General features: G+C 46.9%; 12 protein-coding genes. 8 read left to right on the top strand and 4 right to left on the bottom strand.

The genetic code is table 11. From position 1 onward, the window contains the following. Positions 1-6: 6 nt before the first annotated feature. Complete coding sequence (locus ACJJIE_RS07070; protein WP_444894079.1) at positions 7-1206, bottom strand: acyl-CoA dehydrogenase family protein; 1200 nt, start codon at positions 1204-1206, stop codon at positions 7-9. Positions 1207-1674: 468 nt separating this feature from the next. On the opposite strand from ACJJIE_RS07070, the gene ACJJIE_RS07075 reads away from it, so the two are divergent. From ACJJIE_RS07075 to ACJJIE_RS07095, 5 genes are all read left to right on the top strand, one after another. After that, the gene (locus ACJJIE_RS07075; RefSeq protein ID WP_444894080.1) at positions 1675-3552 is read left to right on the top strand and encodes an acyl-CoA synthetase; all 1878 of its coding nucleotides are present in this window, start codon (positions 1675-1677) and stop codon (positions 3550-3552) included. A gap of 55 nt (positions 3553-3607) precedes the next feature. Continuing rightward, complete coding sequence (locus ACJJIE_RS07080; RefSeq protein ID WP_444894081.1) at positions 3608-4810, top strand: 3-oxoadipyl-CoA thiolase; 1203 nt, start codon at positions 3608-3610, stop codon at positions 4808-4810. 62 nt (positions 4811-4872) lie between these two features. After that, the gene (locus tag ACJJIE_RS07085) at positions 4873-6975 is read left to right on the top strand and encodes a 3-hydroxyacyl-CoA dehydrogenase NAD-binding domain-containing protein (RefSeq protein WP_444894082.1); all 2103 of its coding nucleotides are present in this window, start codon (positions 4873-4875) and stop codon (positions 6973-6975) included. A gap of 82 nt (positions 6976-7057) precedes the next feature. After that, positions 7058-7987: a DMT family transporter gene (locus ACJJIE_RS07090; protein ID WP_444894083.1), complete on the top strand. Its 930-nt coding sequence runs from the start codon at positions 7058-7060 to the stop codon at positions 7985-7987. Positions 7988-8011: 24 nt separating this feature from the next. Next, positions 8012-8461: a PaaI family thioesterase gene (locus ACJJIE_RS07095; protein WP_444894084.1), complete on the top strand. Its 450-nt coding sequence runs from the start codon at positions 8012-8014 to the stop codon at positions 8459-8461. 609 nt (positions 8462-9070) lie between these two features. Here the strand turns inward: ACJJIE_RS07095 and ACJJIE_RS07100 are convergent. After that, on the bottom strand, positions 9071-9541 hold the full coding sequence (locus tag ACJJIE_RS07100) for a hypothetical protein (protein WP_444894085.1): 471 nt from the start codon (positions 9539-9541) through the stop codon (positions 9071-9073). 535 nt (positions 9542-10076) lie between these two features. Next, positions 10077-10553, bottom strand: coding sequence for an asparagine synthase-related protein (locus ACJJIE_RS07105; protein WP_444894086.1), 477 nt, complete (start codon positions 10551-10553; stop codon positions 10077-10079). Positions 10554-10680: 127 nt separating this feature from the next. On the opposite strand from ACJJIE_RS07105, the gene ACJJIE_RS07110 reads away from it, so the two are divergent. From ACJJIE_RS07110 to ACJJIE_RS07120, 3 genes are all read left to right on the top strand, one after another. Beyond that, positions 10681-11526, top strand: coding sequence for a transposase (locus ACJJIE_RS07110; protein WP_444894087.1), 846 nt, complete (start codon positions 10681-10683; stop codon positions 11524-11526). Positions 11527-11532: 6 nt separating this feature from the next. Next, complete coding sequence (locus ACJJIE_RS07115) at positions 11533-12519, top strand: transposase (RefSeq protein ID WP_444894088.1); 987 nt, start codon at positions 11533-11535, stop codon at positions 12517-12519. Between the two features lie 265 nt (positions 12520-12784). After that, the gene (locus tag ACJJIE_RS07120) at positions 12785-12949 is read left to right on the top strand and encodes a hypothetical protein (protein ID WP_444894089.1); all 165 of its coding nucleotides are present in this window, start codon (positions 12785-12787) and stop codon (positions 12947-12949) included. 714 nt (positions 12950-13663) lie between these two features. Here ACJJIE_RS07120 and ACJJIE_RS07125 read toward each other — a convergent pair. Continuing rightward, positions 13664-17194, bottom strand: a complete 3531-nt coding sequence (locus tag ACJJIE_RS07125) for a sialate O-acetylesterase (protein WP_444894090.1) — start codon at positions 17192-17194, stop codon at positions 13664-13666. Positions 17195-17731 lie beyond the last annotated feature (537 nt).

Raw genomic sequence — 17731 nt, forward strand, 5'->3', positions numbered from 1 at the left:
CTGCACTTACAGGCCAAGTACCCATTTACTGATAATATTTTTCTGAATCTCATTACTTCCGCCATAAATTGAGGATTTACGGTTGTTTAAGTAACGAGGCACACTGCTGGCAATAACACCGGGACCCACCCATTCTCCGTCAAACCCGCTCCTAAACTGCTCTCTCACAAACGGCATTCCGTAGTAACCCGCCGTCTCCATATACAGTTCATCGATAAGTTGAGCGACTTCGGTTCCTTTGATTTTAAGGATGGAAGATTCCGCTCCTGGGGCACCACCTGTACTTACCGCCGCAAGCGTACGTAGTTCAGTAAACTCCAGAGCCAAGAGATCAATTTCAACTTCGGCCAGTTTTTGGGCAAAAGCCGGGTTCTCAAGCAGACTACTTTCTCCATCGCAGGTCTCTTTGGCTAAATCCTTTAACGTTTGTAAGCGTTTCTTGGATTTTGCCACCCGCGCAATACCGGTGCGTTCGTGGGTTAGCAAAACCTTGGCGTAAGTCCACCCTTGCCCCTCCTCGCCAATACGGTTTTCTACCGGTACCCTCACATTATTGAAATGGACTTCATTTACTTCATGGTGACCACCCAAGGTCATAATTGGCGAAACCGTAATACCGGGGTGTTTCATATCAATTAGCAAGAAGCTGATAGCAGCCTGGTTCTTTACTTGAGGCCCACCAGTACGAACCAAACAAAATATCCAGTCTGCAAAGTGACCCAAGGTATTCCAGGTCTTAGTGCCGTTGACAATATACTCATCGCCATCACGGACAGCTGTTGTTTTTAAGGAAGCTAAATCTGAGCCAGCATTTGGTTCCGAATACCCCTGACACCACCAGACATTACTTGCCAGGATGTCAGGCAGAAATCGTTGCTTTTGTTCTTCACTACCGTAGGTAAAGATCACTGGAGCAACCATTTTTAAGCCGAAAGGAATCAACTCTGGTACGCCATAGTTAGCACATTCGTCTGCCCAAATGTGTTTCTGAGTAGGTGTCCAACCGGTACCTCCATATTCAACCGGCCAATTCGTTGCTGCCCACCCTTGCTCATAGAGTATTTTTTGCCAGCGAACAAAATCCTCTTTATCCAGGGGGATTTCCTTCAGGGTTTTCTCTCTAATATCTTCAGGAAGTTTCTCTTGGAGAAACTGCTGGACCTCCTGCTGAAAAGCTAACTCTTCGGGAGAAAAATCTATATTCATTCGCCTGCTCCTTTATTAGTCGGCGCATTGAACAGCAGCTCCTACAAACTGCTTCTATCACAATCTTGCGCAGCAAAAATACGCAATCTTTTGAAAGATCCCCGGTACAGGCGGAACTAGTGTTTAACAGATTCACCTCGACAAGTTACTTAATTGCCTTTGAATCGATCCCAACGATTTAAATTATTGGCGTAAAATGCATTTATCGAAATAAAAAACCGAACATTTCTAGCGCCAATCAACTCCAGATAGGCACACAAATCAACCGTTCGAAAAATAAAACAGGAAAAACCTCAACAACATGGCGCCTTTTTATTTTTAATAAGTTTTTTTGCGCCATTTTCCATTAAAAAATGCATTGGGCACTTCTTAATAGGTAAAACACTAACACCTTATTCCGCAGAGTGGAATGCTGTATTCACTTTTGCTATGGTCGTCACCATAATAACCAAAGTGAGAGAAGCCCCCATGTCGATCACGCCCATTCAATCCTCCGATAAAATGTTGCAGTCACTTGCTGAAATTCAGGAATATGAAAAAGTCCCCCTTTCGCAGCGATACCCCTGGGAAAGCACTTTTGATTTAATCCGGCAATCTGCCCGCCTCTACCAACATGACTCGGCCATCGAATTCCTGCCAACGGCCGCACCTGACGAAGACACGGTTAAAGTAAGTTTCTCCGAGTTATCCCAGCGAGTGCACCAGACTGCCAATCTTCTTCACTCCATCGGTGTTGAGCCAACCGATACAGTGACTTTATTACTACCCAATTTGCCAGAAACCCATTTTGCACTTTGGGGAGGCCAGGCAGCAGGTATTACCAGTCCTATTAATCCGTTGCTGGAACCCGAACATATAATCGAAATTATGAATACCACCAGGGCTAAAGTCCTGGTCACTCTTGGCCAAGATCTTAGCGAGGAAATATGGGATAAAGTAACGCAAATTCTCGAGCAAGTTCCCACATTAAAAACTCTGTTACTAATCAGTAAAAAGCCAATTAGCAATACTCCAGTTCCGGCGGGTATTCACGCAGATAATTTTGTCTCGGCTATATCCCAACAGCCGGACGATCATCTAAAGAGTGAACGTTATATCCAGGGGAGTGAAACCGCTAGTTATTTCCACACCGGGGGCACTACTGGAAGACCTAAAATAGCCCGCTTAACTCACAGCAATATTGCCTTCGTTGCTCAATTAAGTGCTGATACGTCATCCAGTAAAGGGCGCTTCGCTACCCTGAGCGGACTTCCGCTGTTTCATATTTTCGGTACGGTTGTTGCGGGTATTGGCACCCTATTGGCCGGACGCACAATTGTTATCATGACACCCTCTGGTTTTCGCTCACCCAATGTCCTACCAAATTGGTGGCATCATGTTGCGCGTTTTCAGGTGAAGGGCTTTGCCGCCGTCCCCACCATCCTCGGTGTATTGCTGCAAATTCCCGTGGGTGACAATGACATCAGCTTTCTAACAGATATTGGCTGTGGAGCCTCCACCCTGCCAACGGGGTTGAAGAATGCCTTTGAGGAGAAGTTCAATGTCCTTGTCAGTAATGGCTACGGCATGACGGAGTCCAGCTGTCTTTTAGCTCGTCCTCCTACCGATATGCAAGCCCCTGAAGGCAGCGTTGGCCGGCGATTGCCTTATATGGAAATGAAAATTGCCGAAGTAGACGGTACCCGACTGGTTAGAACCTGCAATACAGGAGAGGTGGGCATAGTACTCGCGCGCGGGCCACATATTTTTTCTGGCTACTTATCAGAAGAGGATAATGCTAAAGCCTGGGTCGATAAGTCCTGGTTTAATACCGGCGATATGGGATATCTCGATGGAGATGGTAACCTGTTCTTAACTGGGCGGGCCAAGGATTTAATTATTCGCGGCGGCCATAATATAGATCCGGCTCTGATCGAAGAACCATTATCCCGTCACCCTGCCGTTGCTATTGCCGTTGCAGTGGGTCAACCAGATGCTTATGCCGGAGAAGTTCCAGTAGCTTACGTTACCCTGTTTCCATCCACTAACCCGCCCACAGAAGAACAACTCATTGACTATTGCCGCAGCCAAATTTCTGAACGTGCAGCCATTCCTAAGCGCGTGGAAATTATTGATGAGATTCCACTCACTGCTGTAGCCAAAGTATTCAAGCCAGCTCTGCGCAATCGCGCTACCGAATATGTCGTAGGCCAGGCATTAGAGGAAAAAAGTATTACCGCTAAATTTTCCGCCCACTTCGATGCATCCCTTGGCCAGGTAGCAAAAGTTCAACTTGAACAAGCCTCCAGCAAAGCCGATGTAGAGGAAGCCCTGGAAAATTTACCCGTGGCTTTGGAGTTTGAATAAAAGAAATTACCGCATTACTCAATGCACTTAGAACTCCAACATCGGAAATTTCACTATGTCACATGCCTATATTTATGACGGCGGTCGCAGTGTTTTTGGCCGCCATGGGGGTAGCCTTTCCTGTATCCGGCCCGACAACCTGCTTGCCCATGTCATCAGGACCCTGACTGAAAGAAACAATTTTAACCCTCAACATTTTGAGGACGTTATTGCGGGCAATACCAATCAGGCGGGAGAAGACAGTCGCAACGTTGCCAGATTTTCAGGCCTGCTAGCTGGATTGCCCATATCCACAGGCGGCATAACGGTAAATCGCCTTTGTGGTTCCGGCTTATCCGCTATAGCAGATGCCGCTCGCTGCATTCGCGCCTCGGAAGGAGAGCTATTTATCGCGGGAGGTGTCGAATCAATGAGTCGCGCCCCCCTGGTTCTCTCCAAAGCCAACAGTGCTTTTGATCGCAATCAGGTATTGGCAGATACGACCCTAGGCCCCCGCTTCACCAACCCAGACATTGTTGCTGAGTATGGAAGCCACAGCATGCCTCAGACCGCAGACAATATTGCATCAGACCTGAATATTTGCAGGGAAGAGTGCGATACATTTGCATTGGCATCACAAACTAAATACGAGTCGGCACGTACCGATGGCTTCTTTGTCGATGAAATTATTCCCATCGAAGTACCCCAAGGCCGCAAGAAGCCAGCGCGTCTTATCGATACAGATGAACATCCCCGTCCCAATGCAACATTGGAGCGACTTCAAGCCCTACCCGCGCTTTTCGGAGATGGAGTGGTTACTGCCGGCAACGCTTCCGGCATCAACGATGGTGCGGCGGCACTCATTGTTGGTAGCGCCGAAGCAGGCCAAGCAGCAGATCTAAAGCCAAGGGCACGTATTCTCGCCAGCGCCATTGCAGGAGTAGAGCCGCGAGTGATGGGGTTGGGCCCGGTACCGGCTACCCGTAAAGCCCTTGCCCGGGCGGGCTTGGAGCTTGGGGATATGGATGTAATGGAGTTCAACGAAGCTTTTGCAGTACAGGCTATGGCCTGCCTCAAAATGCTCGAAATTGATTATGCGGACCCACGGGTAAATCCCAATGGTGGTGCCATCGCCGTTGGTCACCCCCTGGGGGCCAGTGGTGCCCGTATTTTGCTGACAGCATTGCGCCAGCTGGAACGTACCGGCGGGCGCTATGCACTGGCCACCATGTGTATCGGGATTGGCCAGGGCATCGCCGTAATCATAGAACGCATATGAACCTGATTAGATGTAAATAAAACCGAGACCGAACAGTTATCACTTAAGATCTGGAGATAGCAATGTCTAGTGTAAGTTATGAACTCATTGGCGATATCGGTGTAATTCGATTGAACAATCCCCCTGTGAACGCCCTCTCTCACGGCTTGCGTGAGGGCATTTGGGGAGCGATTAAGAACGCTCAAGGTGATGCATCAAAAGCCCTGGTGCTAGTGTGTGAAGGCCGAACTTTTATCGCTGGTGCCGACATTACGGAATTTGGCAAGCCACCACAGGCGCCCGCCCTATCAGAAGTGATTGAGGAAATAGAAAACTCCTGTAAACCAGTGATCGCCGCCATTCACGGCACGGCACTCGGCGGTGGATTCGAAGTCGCACTAGCCTGCCATTACCGCTGTGCAATAGCATCGGCCAAAGTGGGGCTTCCAGAAGTCAAACTGGGATTACTGCCAGGGGCCGGTGGCACCCAGCGCACCCCACGCTTGGCTGGTGTTGCCGCTGCACTGGAATTAATCACAAAAGGGAGTCCAATACCGGCCTCTAAAGCCAAAAGTATGAAGTTAATAGACCGGGTTATCGATGATGACTTGTTAGAGGGAGCCCTCGCCTTTACCCGTGAATTGATAGCAAATGAAGCTCCTCTCCGCCGAGTCAGAGACATCGCAATAGATCCTGACAGCATTCCTGAGGGGGTATTTGATGATTTCCGCAAGCGCCTTGAAAAGAGATCACGAGGTCAGCTTGCACCGCAACATATTGTTACCTGTATAGAGGCCGCAGTTCACCAGCCTTTTGATCAAGGTCTCGCGAAAGAGCTCGACCTGTTTATCGAATGCCTGCTCTCCAGCCAATCGGCCGCCCTCAGGCATTTATTTTTTGCCGAGCGCACTGCAACCAAAGTCACAGGCTTACCAAAAGACCTACCCACCAGGGAGATAAAGAGCGTAGGCATTATCGGTGGAGGCACTATGGGCGGAGGCATCGCCATGAACTTTGCCAATGTCGGTATTCCAGTCAAGCTGGTAGAAGTCGATCAAACTGCGATAAATCGAGGGCTAGCAGTGATCGACAAGAATTACACCATCAGCATGCAGAAAGGGAAACTCACAGAAGGTCAAAAAACTCATTGTCTCTCGTTGATTTCCGGCACAACTGACTACGCAGACCTAGCTGATGTAGACCTGGTCATTGAGGCCGTATTTGAAAATATGGAGCTCAAACAGGAAATTTTTGCCAAATTGGATCACTCCTGCAAACCCGGTACTATCCTTGCAACCAACACTTCCTACCAAGATATTGATCAAATCGCATCTGCAACCAACAGGCCTCAAGATGTTATAGGGATGCATTTTTTCAGCCCTGCCAATGTAATGAAACTACTCGAAGTGGTTCGCGGCTCGCAAAGTGCTGACGATGTAATTGCCACTGCCATGCAACTCGCTAAAACGATCAAGAAAGTACCCGTACTAGCGGGAAACTGTTACGGCTTTATTGGCAATCGTATGTTGCGCCCCTATGGCAGAGAGTCGCAGCTGTGTTTAATCGAGGGCTCAACCCCGGAGCAGATTGATTCGATTATGCAGTCTTGGGGGATGGCTATGGGCCCTATCGCCGTTGGAGATCTAGCGGGGCTGGATATCGGCTACAAGGCGCGCCAGGGCCTGAGCGAATCAGAAAGAGGAGAGCCAAAAACCTACTGTATTGCAGATGCCCTGGTTGAAATGGGCCGCCTGGGCCAGAAAAGTGGAGCCGGCTACTATCGCTACGATCCCGAAACTCGCGCTCGCAGCAGCGACCCGGAAGTACTGAAAGTCATTGAAGTCCAAGCTAAAAGCCAAGGGGTTGTAAGGCGGGAAATTTCCGACGAGGAGATTCTAAACCGCCTAACTTTCGCGCTGATTAATGAAGGAGCCAAAATCCTGGAGGAAGGCATAGCCCAACGTCCGAGTGATATAGACGTTGTATATGTTTACGGTTATGGCTTTCCGCCCCATCGTGGAGGACCTATGCACTATGCCGACAGTATCGGCTTGAAGGAAATCTACGAAAAAATATGTACTTTCCGCCAGCAGCATGGAGATACCTACTGGACTCCAGCCCCTTTACTGGAACGGCTAGCCCAAGAGGGAAAAACATTTGCGCAATGGGCTGATGGCAAAATCTAAGCTTGTAAACTATAGGGGAAGTCAGTATGACTACTGGCTTCCCACTTTACCCGCTGCAGCCAAATAAAGAAGTTGTGTCACCATGAGTAGGCCTGATGCCTTAGTCGAAGTACAATCCCCACCAAGTCAGCCACTCCGCACGGATATCCAAAACTGGAAGGGCATTGGTTTTGCATTGGCTACCGCGCTGGTAGCAAGTACAGCGGCCGCAGCCAGCAAATGGGTGTCTACCGCTGTCCCCGTGCCATTAATTACGCTCAGCCAATACAGTATCTGCCTGATACTGCTAACTCCATGGCTAGTGCGACAAACACCTCGACACCTTACCACCCAACACTGGAGAACCCACCTAATACGCGGTTTTGCTGGGTGGTTATGCTTTTTCACATATTTTTCTGCCCTAAGCAAAATTTCACTAATGGAAGCGGGACTATTGCGTAATGCAGCTCCCATTTTTGTTCCCCTTATTGCCTGGCTTTGGTCTCGAGCAAAAATCCCCATAGCCCACTGGCTACCAATCTTACTGGGCTTACTGGGGATCACCTTGATTCTTCAACCCAACGTGGACGGTATTAGTAGCGGCCATGCCTTCGGCCTGATTTCAGGGCTTACCCTGGCTGCCTCTATGGTCGGAACACGAATTTTGTCCCGTACCGACCGGCCCAGCCTTATATTGTTTTACTACGTATTAATCTCGTTCGCGTGCAGCCTGCCCCTGGGTATCTATTATTGGGAACCAGTACCTTTATGGACACTCCCCTATCTTATTTTCAACGGTGTGTCTGTACTCTTGGCTATCTGGTTGTACACCAAAGCATATAGCTATGCAAAACCCAGCGTGGTGTCACCAATCAGTTACTTTGGTGTGGTTATTGCCGGACTTCTAGGTTGGCTCATTTGGCAGCACTTACCTAACACTATTGCACTGGTGGGGACGCTGATCGTTATCAGTGCAGGATTGCTCACAGTCTACCTTTCAACTCAGAAAACAAATTGTAGCGCCCCATCATAAACTTACTTTCTAAGGTGAAATTGGATGAATTGGCAGAACAAGAAACAACCCCCGTTCAATGACCATCTAGGTGTAACCATAGATAATTGGCAGGAAGGCCATGTTGCAATCAGCGTAGAAGTACAACCGGAACATCTGAATACCCACGGTGTACCCCACGGTGGTTTTATTACAACATTAATCGATATCGCTGGCTCTTACTGCGGCCTCTACTGCCCCCACCCCAACCGCCGTCGTAGAGCCCTTACACTGTCTTTAACAGCAAATTTCACCGGTCAGGCAAAGACTAATCAACTCACTGCGATAGGTAAGTTAACGAGTACTGGGCGAAAGATATTCTATTCATATACAGAGGTATATGACAGTGAAGGAACTTTAATTGCTACCGGCCAAATGACTATGCGCTATCGTGGTGGTAGTGAAACATTAGATGGTGAACTGATTGATGCAAACACTTTCGAAGTTTCTGAGTAGGTATTGAAAGCATTGTTGCGATCAAATCTAATTTCACACCACTCTCTTCTTGATTTAACTCTATTCTTCAGCGTCACCGATATTTACAGCGGCTTTTACGGCCTGTGCGGCTAAAGCAATGAATGGTGATCTATTTCAGGCTATCGTTCAGTAGGTAGATTTTGCCCCAATCAGGCCTCTGTTCTACAGGGAGCTCCAATTGCTATAGTTGAAGGCGTAACCTATCCCAGCTGCCCAAAAACCTGATGGTGATACACTGCAATTTGTCGAGGATTAAGAAGACCTTGGACACTTTAATTGTCGTTAGCAGTAAAGCCTGAATGGGCATTCATTAACCGCAGCTGTGCATCCCGTGTAGAAACTTCAACAACGTTAATAAGAGCCCTTCCATGTAAGCCAAAATTAGCTAAAGCCATTACACTTTTGTCTAGCTCCTCCGCTGAACAACATCCATACTCATTTTGTACAGCATTAACACTCTGGCTGCATAGGCGGCAGCAGCTCGTGCTTTGTAGTAACGCTCAACATCACCAGCCAAACGAAGCTCTCTCTGTGCTTCTATTTCTCTTAAATTTCCCTTTTTTGCACGTTATTCGAATTAAAGCCCAATCAAGAATCTCCATGCTCTTTAAGATCTCCCAATCGTCCTTTAAAATTTTTTTTTGCTTTGAAGTACTCCTCGCAATCGATTCGGTATTCTAAAGCGATCAACTTCATCGCAGAAATAGCGGATTTATGTGCGTAAGAAACCATTTGTATCGGATATACGCCTTTGGGGGAATTCAATAACTTTGGATACGTCACATCCATCAGCTGAGCCATTTCGCACACTCTGCGAGGTGTTAGCATATCTGATTTAATGTTGTATTTAACAGCAACCGATGAAAAAGTAACCCAACCAACCAGTAAGTTAGTGTATAACTGAGCCTCTCTATTTGGATCTATTCCTTTTTCAAGCAGGTCGTACATAAAAGCGAGATTGTTTTCATGTGAGGTTATCAAATCTCGAAACTCCTTATCTTCTGCATAAACTGGCCCAATCAAAACCAACATTGCCATTAAAAACAAAGAATATTTCATAAGTTAATTGCCTTTATACGTCATAACATAGGGACCACCAGAATTCTCTATTCTCATCCCAGTTTGTGCTGCAATAGTCATCAAATTAGCTCCATCCTTAATTGTTCTGGTCATTTCCATCCCTTAAGATATCGTTGACACTACGAGTCGCTCAGTATTCCTTAGAAACGCCCGGATCAGTGTGCAATTATTAATCTGACCACGAGGCTCTATGAATTGTTAGATATGCAACTTAGGTAGAGGAAGGTTTTCTTCACCGACCAATACATATACAAATTTTTATTTTCCCTAATACTATGAAAATATTGATAGATATCTACACTATCAATTCAAGTTTTTCTTGTGTGCAGAAAGTACCTGTTGTATCTGCCATCCACCTCCGAGCGATAGATATACCTGCACCAGATTCGCTGCCACGGCACCAGTCGCCAAGGGAGATACTTGTGCCTCATCTCGCCCCCTACTCTTATCTATGGATATCCTGAATAATAAAATACTGCGTTAGTAGTGAGATTTACCTCACAACTAATATCCTCTAACTTTTACGATACTTATCCATACGATCTAAACTCCAACCAAGAAGAGAAGATTTTTCTTGCGCCAACAATGGCAGATCAGCCTCAATAAAACGCTTATATAATATTTGCACTCCCAAGATATGATTGAGCATGGCATCCAATTGAACCTTTTTTGATCGATGTAGGGCCGGTAACTTATACTCTTCAATTAAAGTATCTATTTCCGAGTATCGCAGCAATCCAGCTAAATTAACCTCCTTTGGGCTGAGAAATTTCTCAATAACTCGTTGCACCCAAGTCCAAGCTCCGGTAACGGTCTCTACCGGAGGAGCCATGAATGCAAACTTTTGCTTTTTATATAGAACATCCGGAAGAACTCCCTTCATCGCTTCGCGAAGAACATACTTTTCTGTAGTTCCGCTAATCCTGACCGATGGGACAATTCTTGGGACAATTCTGGACACCCACCAAATGGGACAATTCTGGACACCCACCAAAGTAGAGGACGCCGACAATTCTGGACACCCACGAAAGTAGAAGCTTAAAGCGTCAAGTCAATTGACACAATACAGGCAGAATGATCAAAATACTGGATATAAATACAGTCAAAGATAAAAATCCATGACTCTTCCACGCAGCACGCAAATCTCTCTCGATGCGACACCCTATTATCACTGTGTCTCCCGCTGTGTGCGTAGAGCGTTCCTTTGCGGTAGGGATGCTAAATCCGGAAAAGACTATGAGCACCGGCGCCGGTGGATTGAGGCCAGGATGCATAAGCTGGCCTCAATCTTTGCTCTCGATATCGCTGCCTATGCGGTAATGAGTAATCACACTCATATTGTGCTCTATATCGATACCTACACAGCAAACTCATGGTCCACTATCGAGATAATTGAACGCTGGCAACAACTTTTCAAAGGTTCTGCACTGAGCCAACGTTATCTTCGCGGTGAAGCCCTGGATGCCGTCGAGCTGGAAAAACTTCAGGAGGTGACATCCCTTTGGCGCGAGCGCCTGGTCGATATCAGCTGGTTTATGCGCTGCCTGAACGAGTCCATCGCCCGCCAGGCCAATGCCGAGGACAACTGCACCGGTCGTTTCTGGGAAGGGCGTTTCAAGTCTCAGGCCTTGCTGGATGAAAGAGCCCTTGCCGCCTGCCTGGCTTACGTGGACCTCAACCCTATCCGTGCTGGTATCGCTAAAACTCCAGAAGAATCCAATTACACTTCGATCCAGCAACGCATCCACACAGCCATCTCAGGCCAGCAGCCCAAAAGCCTACTGCCGCTGGTGGGCGGAGAGCGCCGGGATATGCCTAAAGGCTTGCCTTTTCAGCTGGATCACTATTTGACAATTCTGGACACCCACCAAAATACCCCAAAGCAGAAGCTTAAAGCGTCAAGTCAATTGACACAACACAGGCAGAATGATCAAAATACTGGATATAAGTACAGTCAAAGATAAAAATCCATGACTCTTCCGCGCAGCACGCAAATCTCTCTCGATGCGACACCCTATTATCACTGTGTCTCCCGCTGTGTGCGTAGAGCGTTCCTTTGCGGTAGGGATGCTAAATCCGGCAAAGACTATGAGCACCGGCGCCGGTGGATTGAGGCCAGGATGCATAAGCTGGCCTCAATCTTTGCTCTCGATATCGCTGCCTATGCGGTAATGAGTAATCACACCCATATTGTGCTCTATATCGATACCTCCACAGCAAACTCATGGTCCACTATCGAGATAATTGAACGCTGGCAACAACTTTTCAAAGGTTCTGCGCTGAGCCAACGTTATCTTCGCGGTGAAGCCCTGGATGCCGTCGAGCTGGAAAAACTTCAGGAGGTGACATCCCTTTGGCGCGAGCGCCTGGTCGATATCAGCTGGTTTATGCGCTGCCTGAACGAGTCCATCGCCCGCCAGGCCAATGCCGAGGACAACTGCACCGGTCGTTTCTGGGAAGGGCGTTTCAAGTCTCAGGCCTTGCTGGATGAAAGAGCCCTTGCCGCCTGCCTGGCTTACGTGGACCTCAACCCTATCCGTGCTGGTATCGCTAAAACCCCAGAAGAATCCGATTACACTTCGATCCAGCAACGCATCCACACAGCCATCTCAGGCCAGCAGCCCAAAAGCCTACTGCCGCTGGTGGGCGGAGAGCGCCGGGATATGCCTAAAGGCTTGCCTTTTCAGCTGGATCACTATTTAGAGCTGGTAGACTGGAGTGGCCGGCAGCTGCACCCTAAAAAGCGCGGCGCTATTCCCGAAAACATCCCACCTATTTTAAATCGGCTGGGTATTTCGCCAAAACACTGGCTCTACCTAAACCGCAATTTTGAAAGCCGCTTTAAACGCTTGGTGGGCTCGGCGGAAGCGGTACGCCAGGTCTGTGCGCAGCAAAATAAACGCTGGGTACACGGGCTGCGCGATTGCCAGCGCTTTCTTAGCCCCACCCCCTGCTAAATTACAGGAATCCGCTTATCAGCTGCCCCTAGATTCCATCGCTCCCGACTCTACACCCCGCCTGATTCCCTATGGACTCCCCAAATGATCTTTTAACGCCAAACTGCCATCTATTTTGAGACAGATATACCGGCTACCAAGTGGTGGCGAAAAAATTCTTGTCTAGCTTCCGACTCTCCATTCTTTGGATATCCTGGATTAAGCTGTCCTGGATTAAGCTGGATTTGAAGAGTTGAAAGAGCGGAAGGTGGATTGGTACATAGCAATGAAGCCAAGCAAGCTGAAAACTCTTCCTGGGCGTGATGCACTCCGTAAGGCGGAAAAGATCAAGGCGCAGATAAGAGCGAAGGTTGAGCACCCCTTTCGCTACATTAAACGGGTATTTGGTTATGACAAGGTCCGCTTATCGGGGACTGTTAAAGAATACTGAGCGGCTGTGCTTGCTAGCAGGCTTTACTAACTTACTAATAGGGAGAAAATACTTGGCCACCTAGGGGTGGTGCGCCTGAAATCCGCCAACTGGGGATTTTAGGTGAAAAATTAGGGGCTATTACGCGAAAATTAAGCGTTTTGCGTAGAAAAGTGAATTTTTCAAACAATTCAGCTTAATTCTAGAAAAACGCTTCATTGATCAGAGGCTCCCTAATTTTCCCTAGTAATTCAATGTTTCCGCACTTACTGCATCAACTTGAGTATCTGAACAGGGTGAGTAATTCGAAATTTTTAGCGACAATTTCCACATATCATTCGCCTCCGGTTTTAGAAGCAGATAATTAGCCGTATATATAGAGACTAATCTATAATCGGACTGGGCGTTTTTACAAATACAGCAAAGCTTATTTTTCTTGGTTTCGAATAGTAAGTGCCATTAATCAGGGAAGATTCTACTAGTAACACTACTGGCTTTCCCGGCCCAGAAAAAGGCAGAGATTATTTGAAGGAATTGTAATGATATGAAGAAAGAACGACTTAATTGAGATCCTGGGAGCCTCGCTTGGCCTAGGCAAGAAGCGATATACCAAAGCAAGGCAACCTGAGAGTATATTGGAGTTAACTTGTAAGCCTTGAAGGCAAAGCCAGAGCGGATAAAACCTTAAGAAAGATGGTTTTATCCACTACTTAAACCCTGTAAATGAGTCCTAAATCAATGCAAGTTATCCATCTCTTCTTTCATTCTCTTACCTATCGCTAAATGTGCCGCTGGATCAAAATGGTAATAACCAGAGAGATCATCTGTTTCATGAGCCTCAACATTGTAGGTAGTATCTGCAACATTCTGCTGGGCGGTCTGGATAGTTCCACTTGAATTACCATAGTGACTTTTAGCAATAACTATAGGTAAATCATAATCATTAAGCGCTTCTCGTAAACCATTCACCAAACAGGTCAAGTTCGCCTCATAATTATTTTCATTTACCGCTTGCCCCCCGTCATTCCAGCCCTGGAACCAGATAAAAGTGTCGATCTCAATCGTTTTATTTTCATATTGCGGGAAGTAGCTGGCTAGCACTTCAGAATCGCGCAAAGCTTCAATTTTCTCCAACATGGCAGTGTAAAGTGAGTCCTGATTGTCCTCATCTTCGGTCCACTCATTAGCTGCGGAGTCATGGCAACCCGGCACCTTCCAATCAACTCGCAAGTCAGTACCACCTTGCACCACTTTCAGAAGTAGCAGATCATTCTCCGTCTCTTCGCCAAGGTAGTGCCCCAAAGTGAGTTCTGGTCCATAGCGGTTGGTGGACACTCCGTAATTGGGGAACAATTCACCATAACGCTCAGAGAATGAGAGAGAACCTGTATCACTCAATGAACCCTGATACTGGAGTACGTTAACATTATCCAGAGCACCTTCAAGATCTGCGTCTAGGTGGCCATCGGCATAAATCTCAGCCACTTCCATAGCAGTACTCATTTGCATCCAGGCATCGTAGTTATACCCATACGAACCATCGCTTGAGGAGAAGTAATAGCTACTAATGGTGGCGAAGAGTCTGTCAGTCAGGTCAAAATCACGGCTATCACAGGTTTCACCTGAATAGGAGTCGAGACTACCCGCACGGCAGAGGAATTGCCCAAGTTTCTGGACCACAGAATCCTCACCATCCTCACTAAGCCTTTGGTTATAGTCAGTCAGTGAATCACTATTGTTGATAAACTGCTCCGTGATCTGCTCATCGCTAATCGCCGTAGAACCACAGTCAACATCGCCATAGGTATAATCCACATTGGCATGACAAATCAGCTCCTGCAAGCGATCTAACCGAGTGTTGTTGCCTTCCATATTGGACTGGCCAGCCATGACTACAACTTTTACAACATCCTCATTTGCCGTCTCACCCACAGGGTCAATATCCACGTCGCCGCCAGACGGGTAGATAGCAAAATCATAGTCATAGAACTCAAAGTCCCTAAAGGTATCAGGGGTTGTGACTACCAGCGCATAGAGCTCGTAATTTGCAGGTACCGGCACTATGGTGCTTGAACCTTCTCCGGAACTGTCAATATCAAAAGGGTAATAACTGCGAGAGCCGGTAGACGGGTTATAAACCACTGCACGACCACGGAAGTCAGCATGCGCTGGGTTATTGTCAGCATCGACCCTGACAGCAATGGTGTAATTGCTATCTTCAGTGATGCCTTCCACTTTAAAGGCGTTAAAAGCCCAAGAGCCTGGTACAAAACCAGTATCCATATCGGTCCAGCTATTACCCGTCCCTTCCTGGTCAAATGTTTGAGTGTACTTATTATCGTGGGTACTGGCATCGGGGTGCTCACTCAACATTCTACTCAAAGAGGCTGCCTCCGAAATCTGATAGGCCTCACTCTCAACCATATCCCAAGTCGTAATTTGTGCAGCAAAATCGGCAAACAGGGCTTTCATGTCGTGCCCTTGGGCTGTTAAGTAAGCATCGGCTGCTTCCAGGTCGTTGAGCCCATCTCTGGAATTGCGAAAAACACCTCCCATCAGGTCCTTGCTAACCGCATAATTTGTAAGCCAAGACCAGAAAATATAAGCGCCGTACTGATGCCCGCCTTTAAAGTCATAACCGTATTGATGATCAACGGGAGAGTCTTGTATGGCCCAAAGGGAAATATGCGGGTGGAGAGTATAGTAACCCAACAGGCTATCCTTAACGCCCGGGATATTATGATCTGCTCCCCAGCTTGCAGAGGATTCCAAAGTATATTTACCGCTCGATTCACCTGTAACCCTATTCAAGCGGCCCTGATAAGAATGGAAGTTCTCATGCATCCAGTGCTGGGCATTAGACTGGGTAAGCGGATTATCTTCAAGGGTATAATCCTTAACAAAAGTATTGCTAATCGCGTCGTTCAACTCCAGATCACGGGTAGATCCTTCATCGCTGAAGTAGGTGCAAAGTTCACCTTTGCCGTACATTCCGGCCTCAAAGATATTCCTTTCCCAAACCCTCTCTTGAGCCACTATATAGTGCTCAAAGTTAGCCATGGTCTTATCAGTATCATCGGACCACCACTGGCACTGATAGGTAGAACAAAGGTAATTGTTGTAGCCATCGTAGGGACTGGCAGCAATCATGGATTCATTACACTTGCTGCCCCCCAAATCCATGACATCATCATATGTCAACACACGCTCATAGAGCCGTACATCCCAAATTTTTCCTGCAAAGGGCCCGAATTGCAGCATATCGCCCAAGCTGGAGTAACTATCACTATCAATAGAAACCGAAGAAGATGCCTCACCATTTAAATAGGTAGTCAATGTGCCATTATCGACTGTAATAGCGACATGATTACAGCTACGAGTTTTTAAAGTGCTCTCGCCGTTAGAAAATCGTTGGCTATCCTGACTCCCTAACTGTCCTACAATATCACCACCGCTGGTACCTACATAAAAACTGCCCGCATTGTTATTGCCTGTAGGATCAGCAATAGACCGAACTATTACTTCATCGCCTTCATTGCTATCCGGAATAAACTTAAATGACAAACTAAAATAAGTCAGATCATCTTTTTCGGGAAGGTCTACAGTCATGTCAGCGCTGTTGAAATCATTGCGACTGACAAACATTGTGCGCCCTTCTAAATCAGGATCTGAAGATGCACTTTCTGTTAATGCCGTACCCTCAACAACCACAGAGTTTCCACCGGCTACATCACGGAATTCCAAGTGAGAAGGAACATGTACCAACAGGCTGTCTGCAGGTCCTTCCAAGAAACCGCTGACACAATCATTTGCCGCGACCTCAATAGTAACCGTTGCAATATTACTTGCACCGCTTCCGTCTGACGCTAAATAAGAGAAACTATCGGTACCAGTAAAATCTGTCGCTGGGAGGTACTCCCAGCGTCGCCCACTGCCCGTTAAACTACCATGAGCCGGTTCAGACTGGATGGAATAGTCTAGTGAATCTAAATCTGCATCATAAGCGGCAAGAAATACGGATTTAGCAAGGCGGCCATGTGCAGCCATCTCTACCAGCTGGTCATTGGCAATGGGTAGAGTGTTACTGGCACTCCCCCCTGAGGGAGTATCTACTACTCCCCCACCAGAACCCTCCTGTGGAGTTGCCTCATCGCTACTACTGCCACCACCGCCGCCGCAGCCAAAAAGCATGGCAGTTAGCAATAGTACAAAAGGACTCTTTAATGTCTTTTGAGGGTGGGAATTTCTATTGGTACGTATAAACATTATTTGTCATTTAAAGATGCTGAATTTACCGGCGCAGCTTATAGGTATGCCCCGAATGGCGCCGTGAACCAGTTCTTTGATTTGGTCAGCCTGATTCACATTTCATATAAATTCTAGCTTTACTCATGCCGCTCTTTAATGGTCAATTATTTTTGATAATTAAATGTTTACAAAAACACAATTTTCGCTGAACAAATAGATGGAACCTTATCGTTAAAACATTCGAAAAATTATTGACATTAGAAGCCCTCTACTCAGCACCCTAGATCTAATTATATTGCGATTTTTAACTTACAAATAACCACTTCACATCTCCAGGCTTTAGACACTAGCGTTTAATCTTTAACCTTCAAAGGACCTCAGAAATTCTCCATTGCCAGAAAATATAAAAACCGAACCCCACAAGTAACAACCCGTAAATGAAAAATCACTCATTTAAACTAACGATCAAACTTTAAAGAAAATACTCACAAAGAATATGATCTGCTTAATTCTTCATCAATATGTCGACAACACCTTTACCGATTAGTCAGTTTA

The organism is Microbulbifer maximicatervae (SeqCode) (assembly GCF_052467325.1).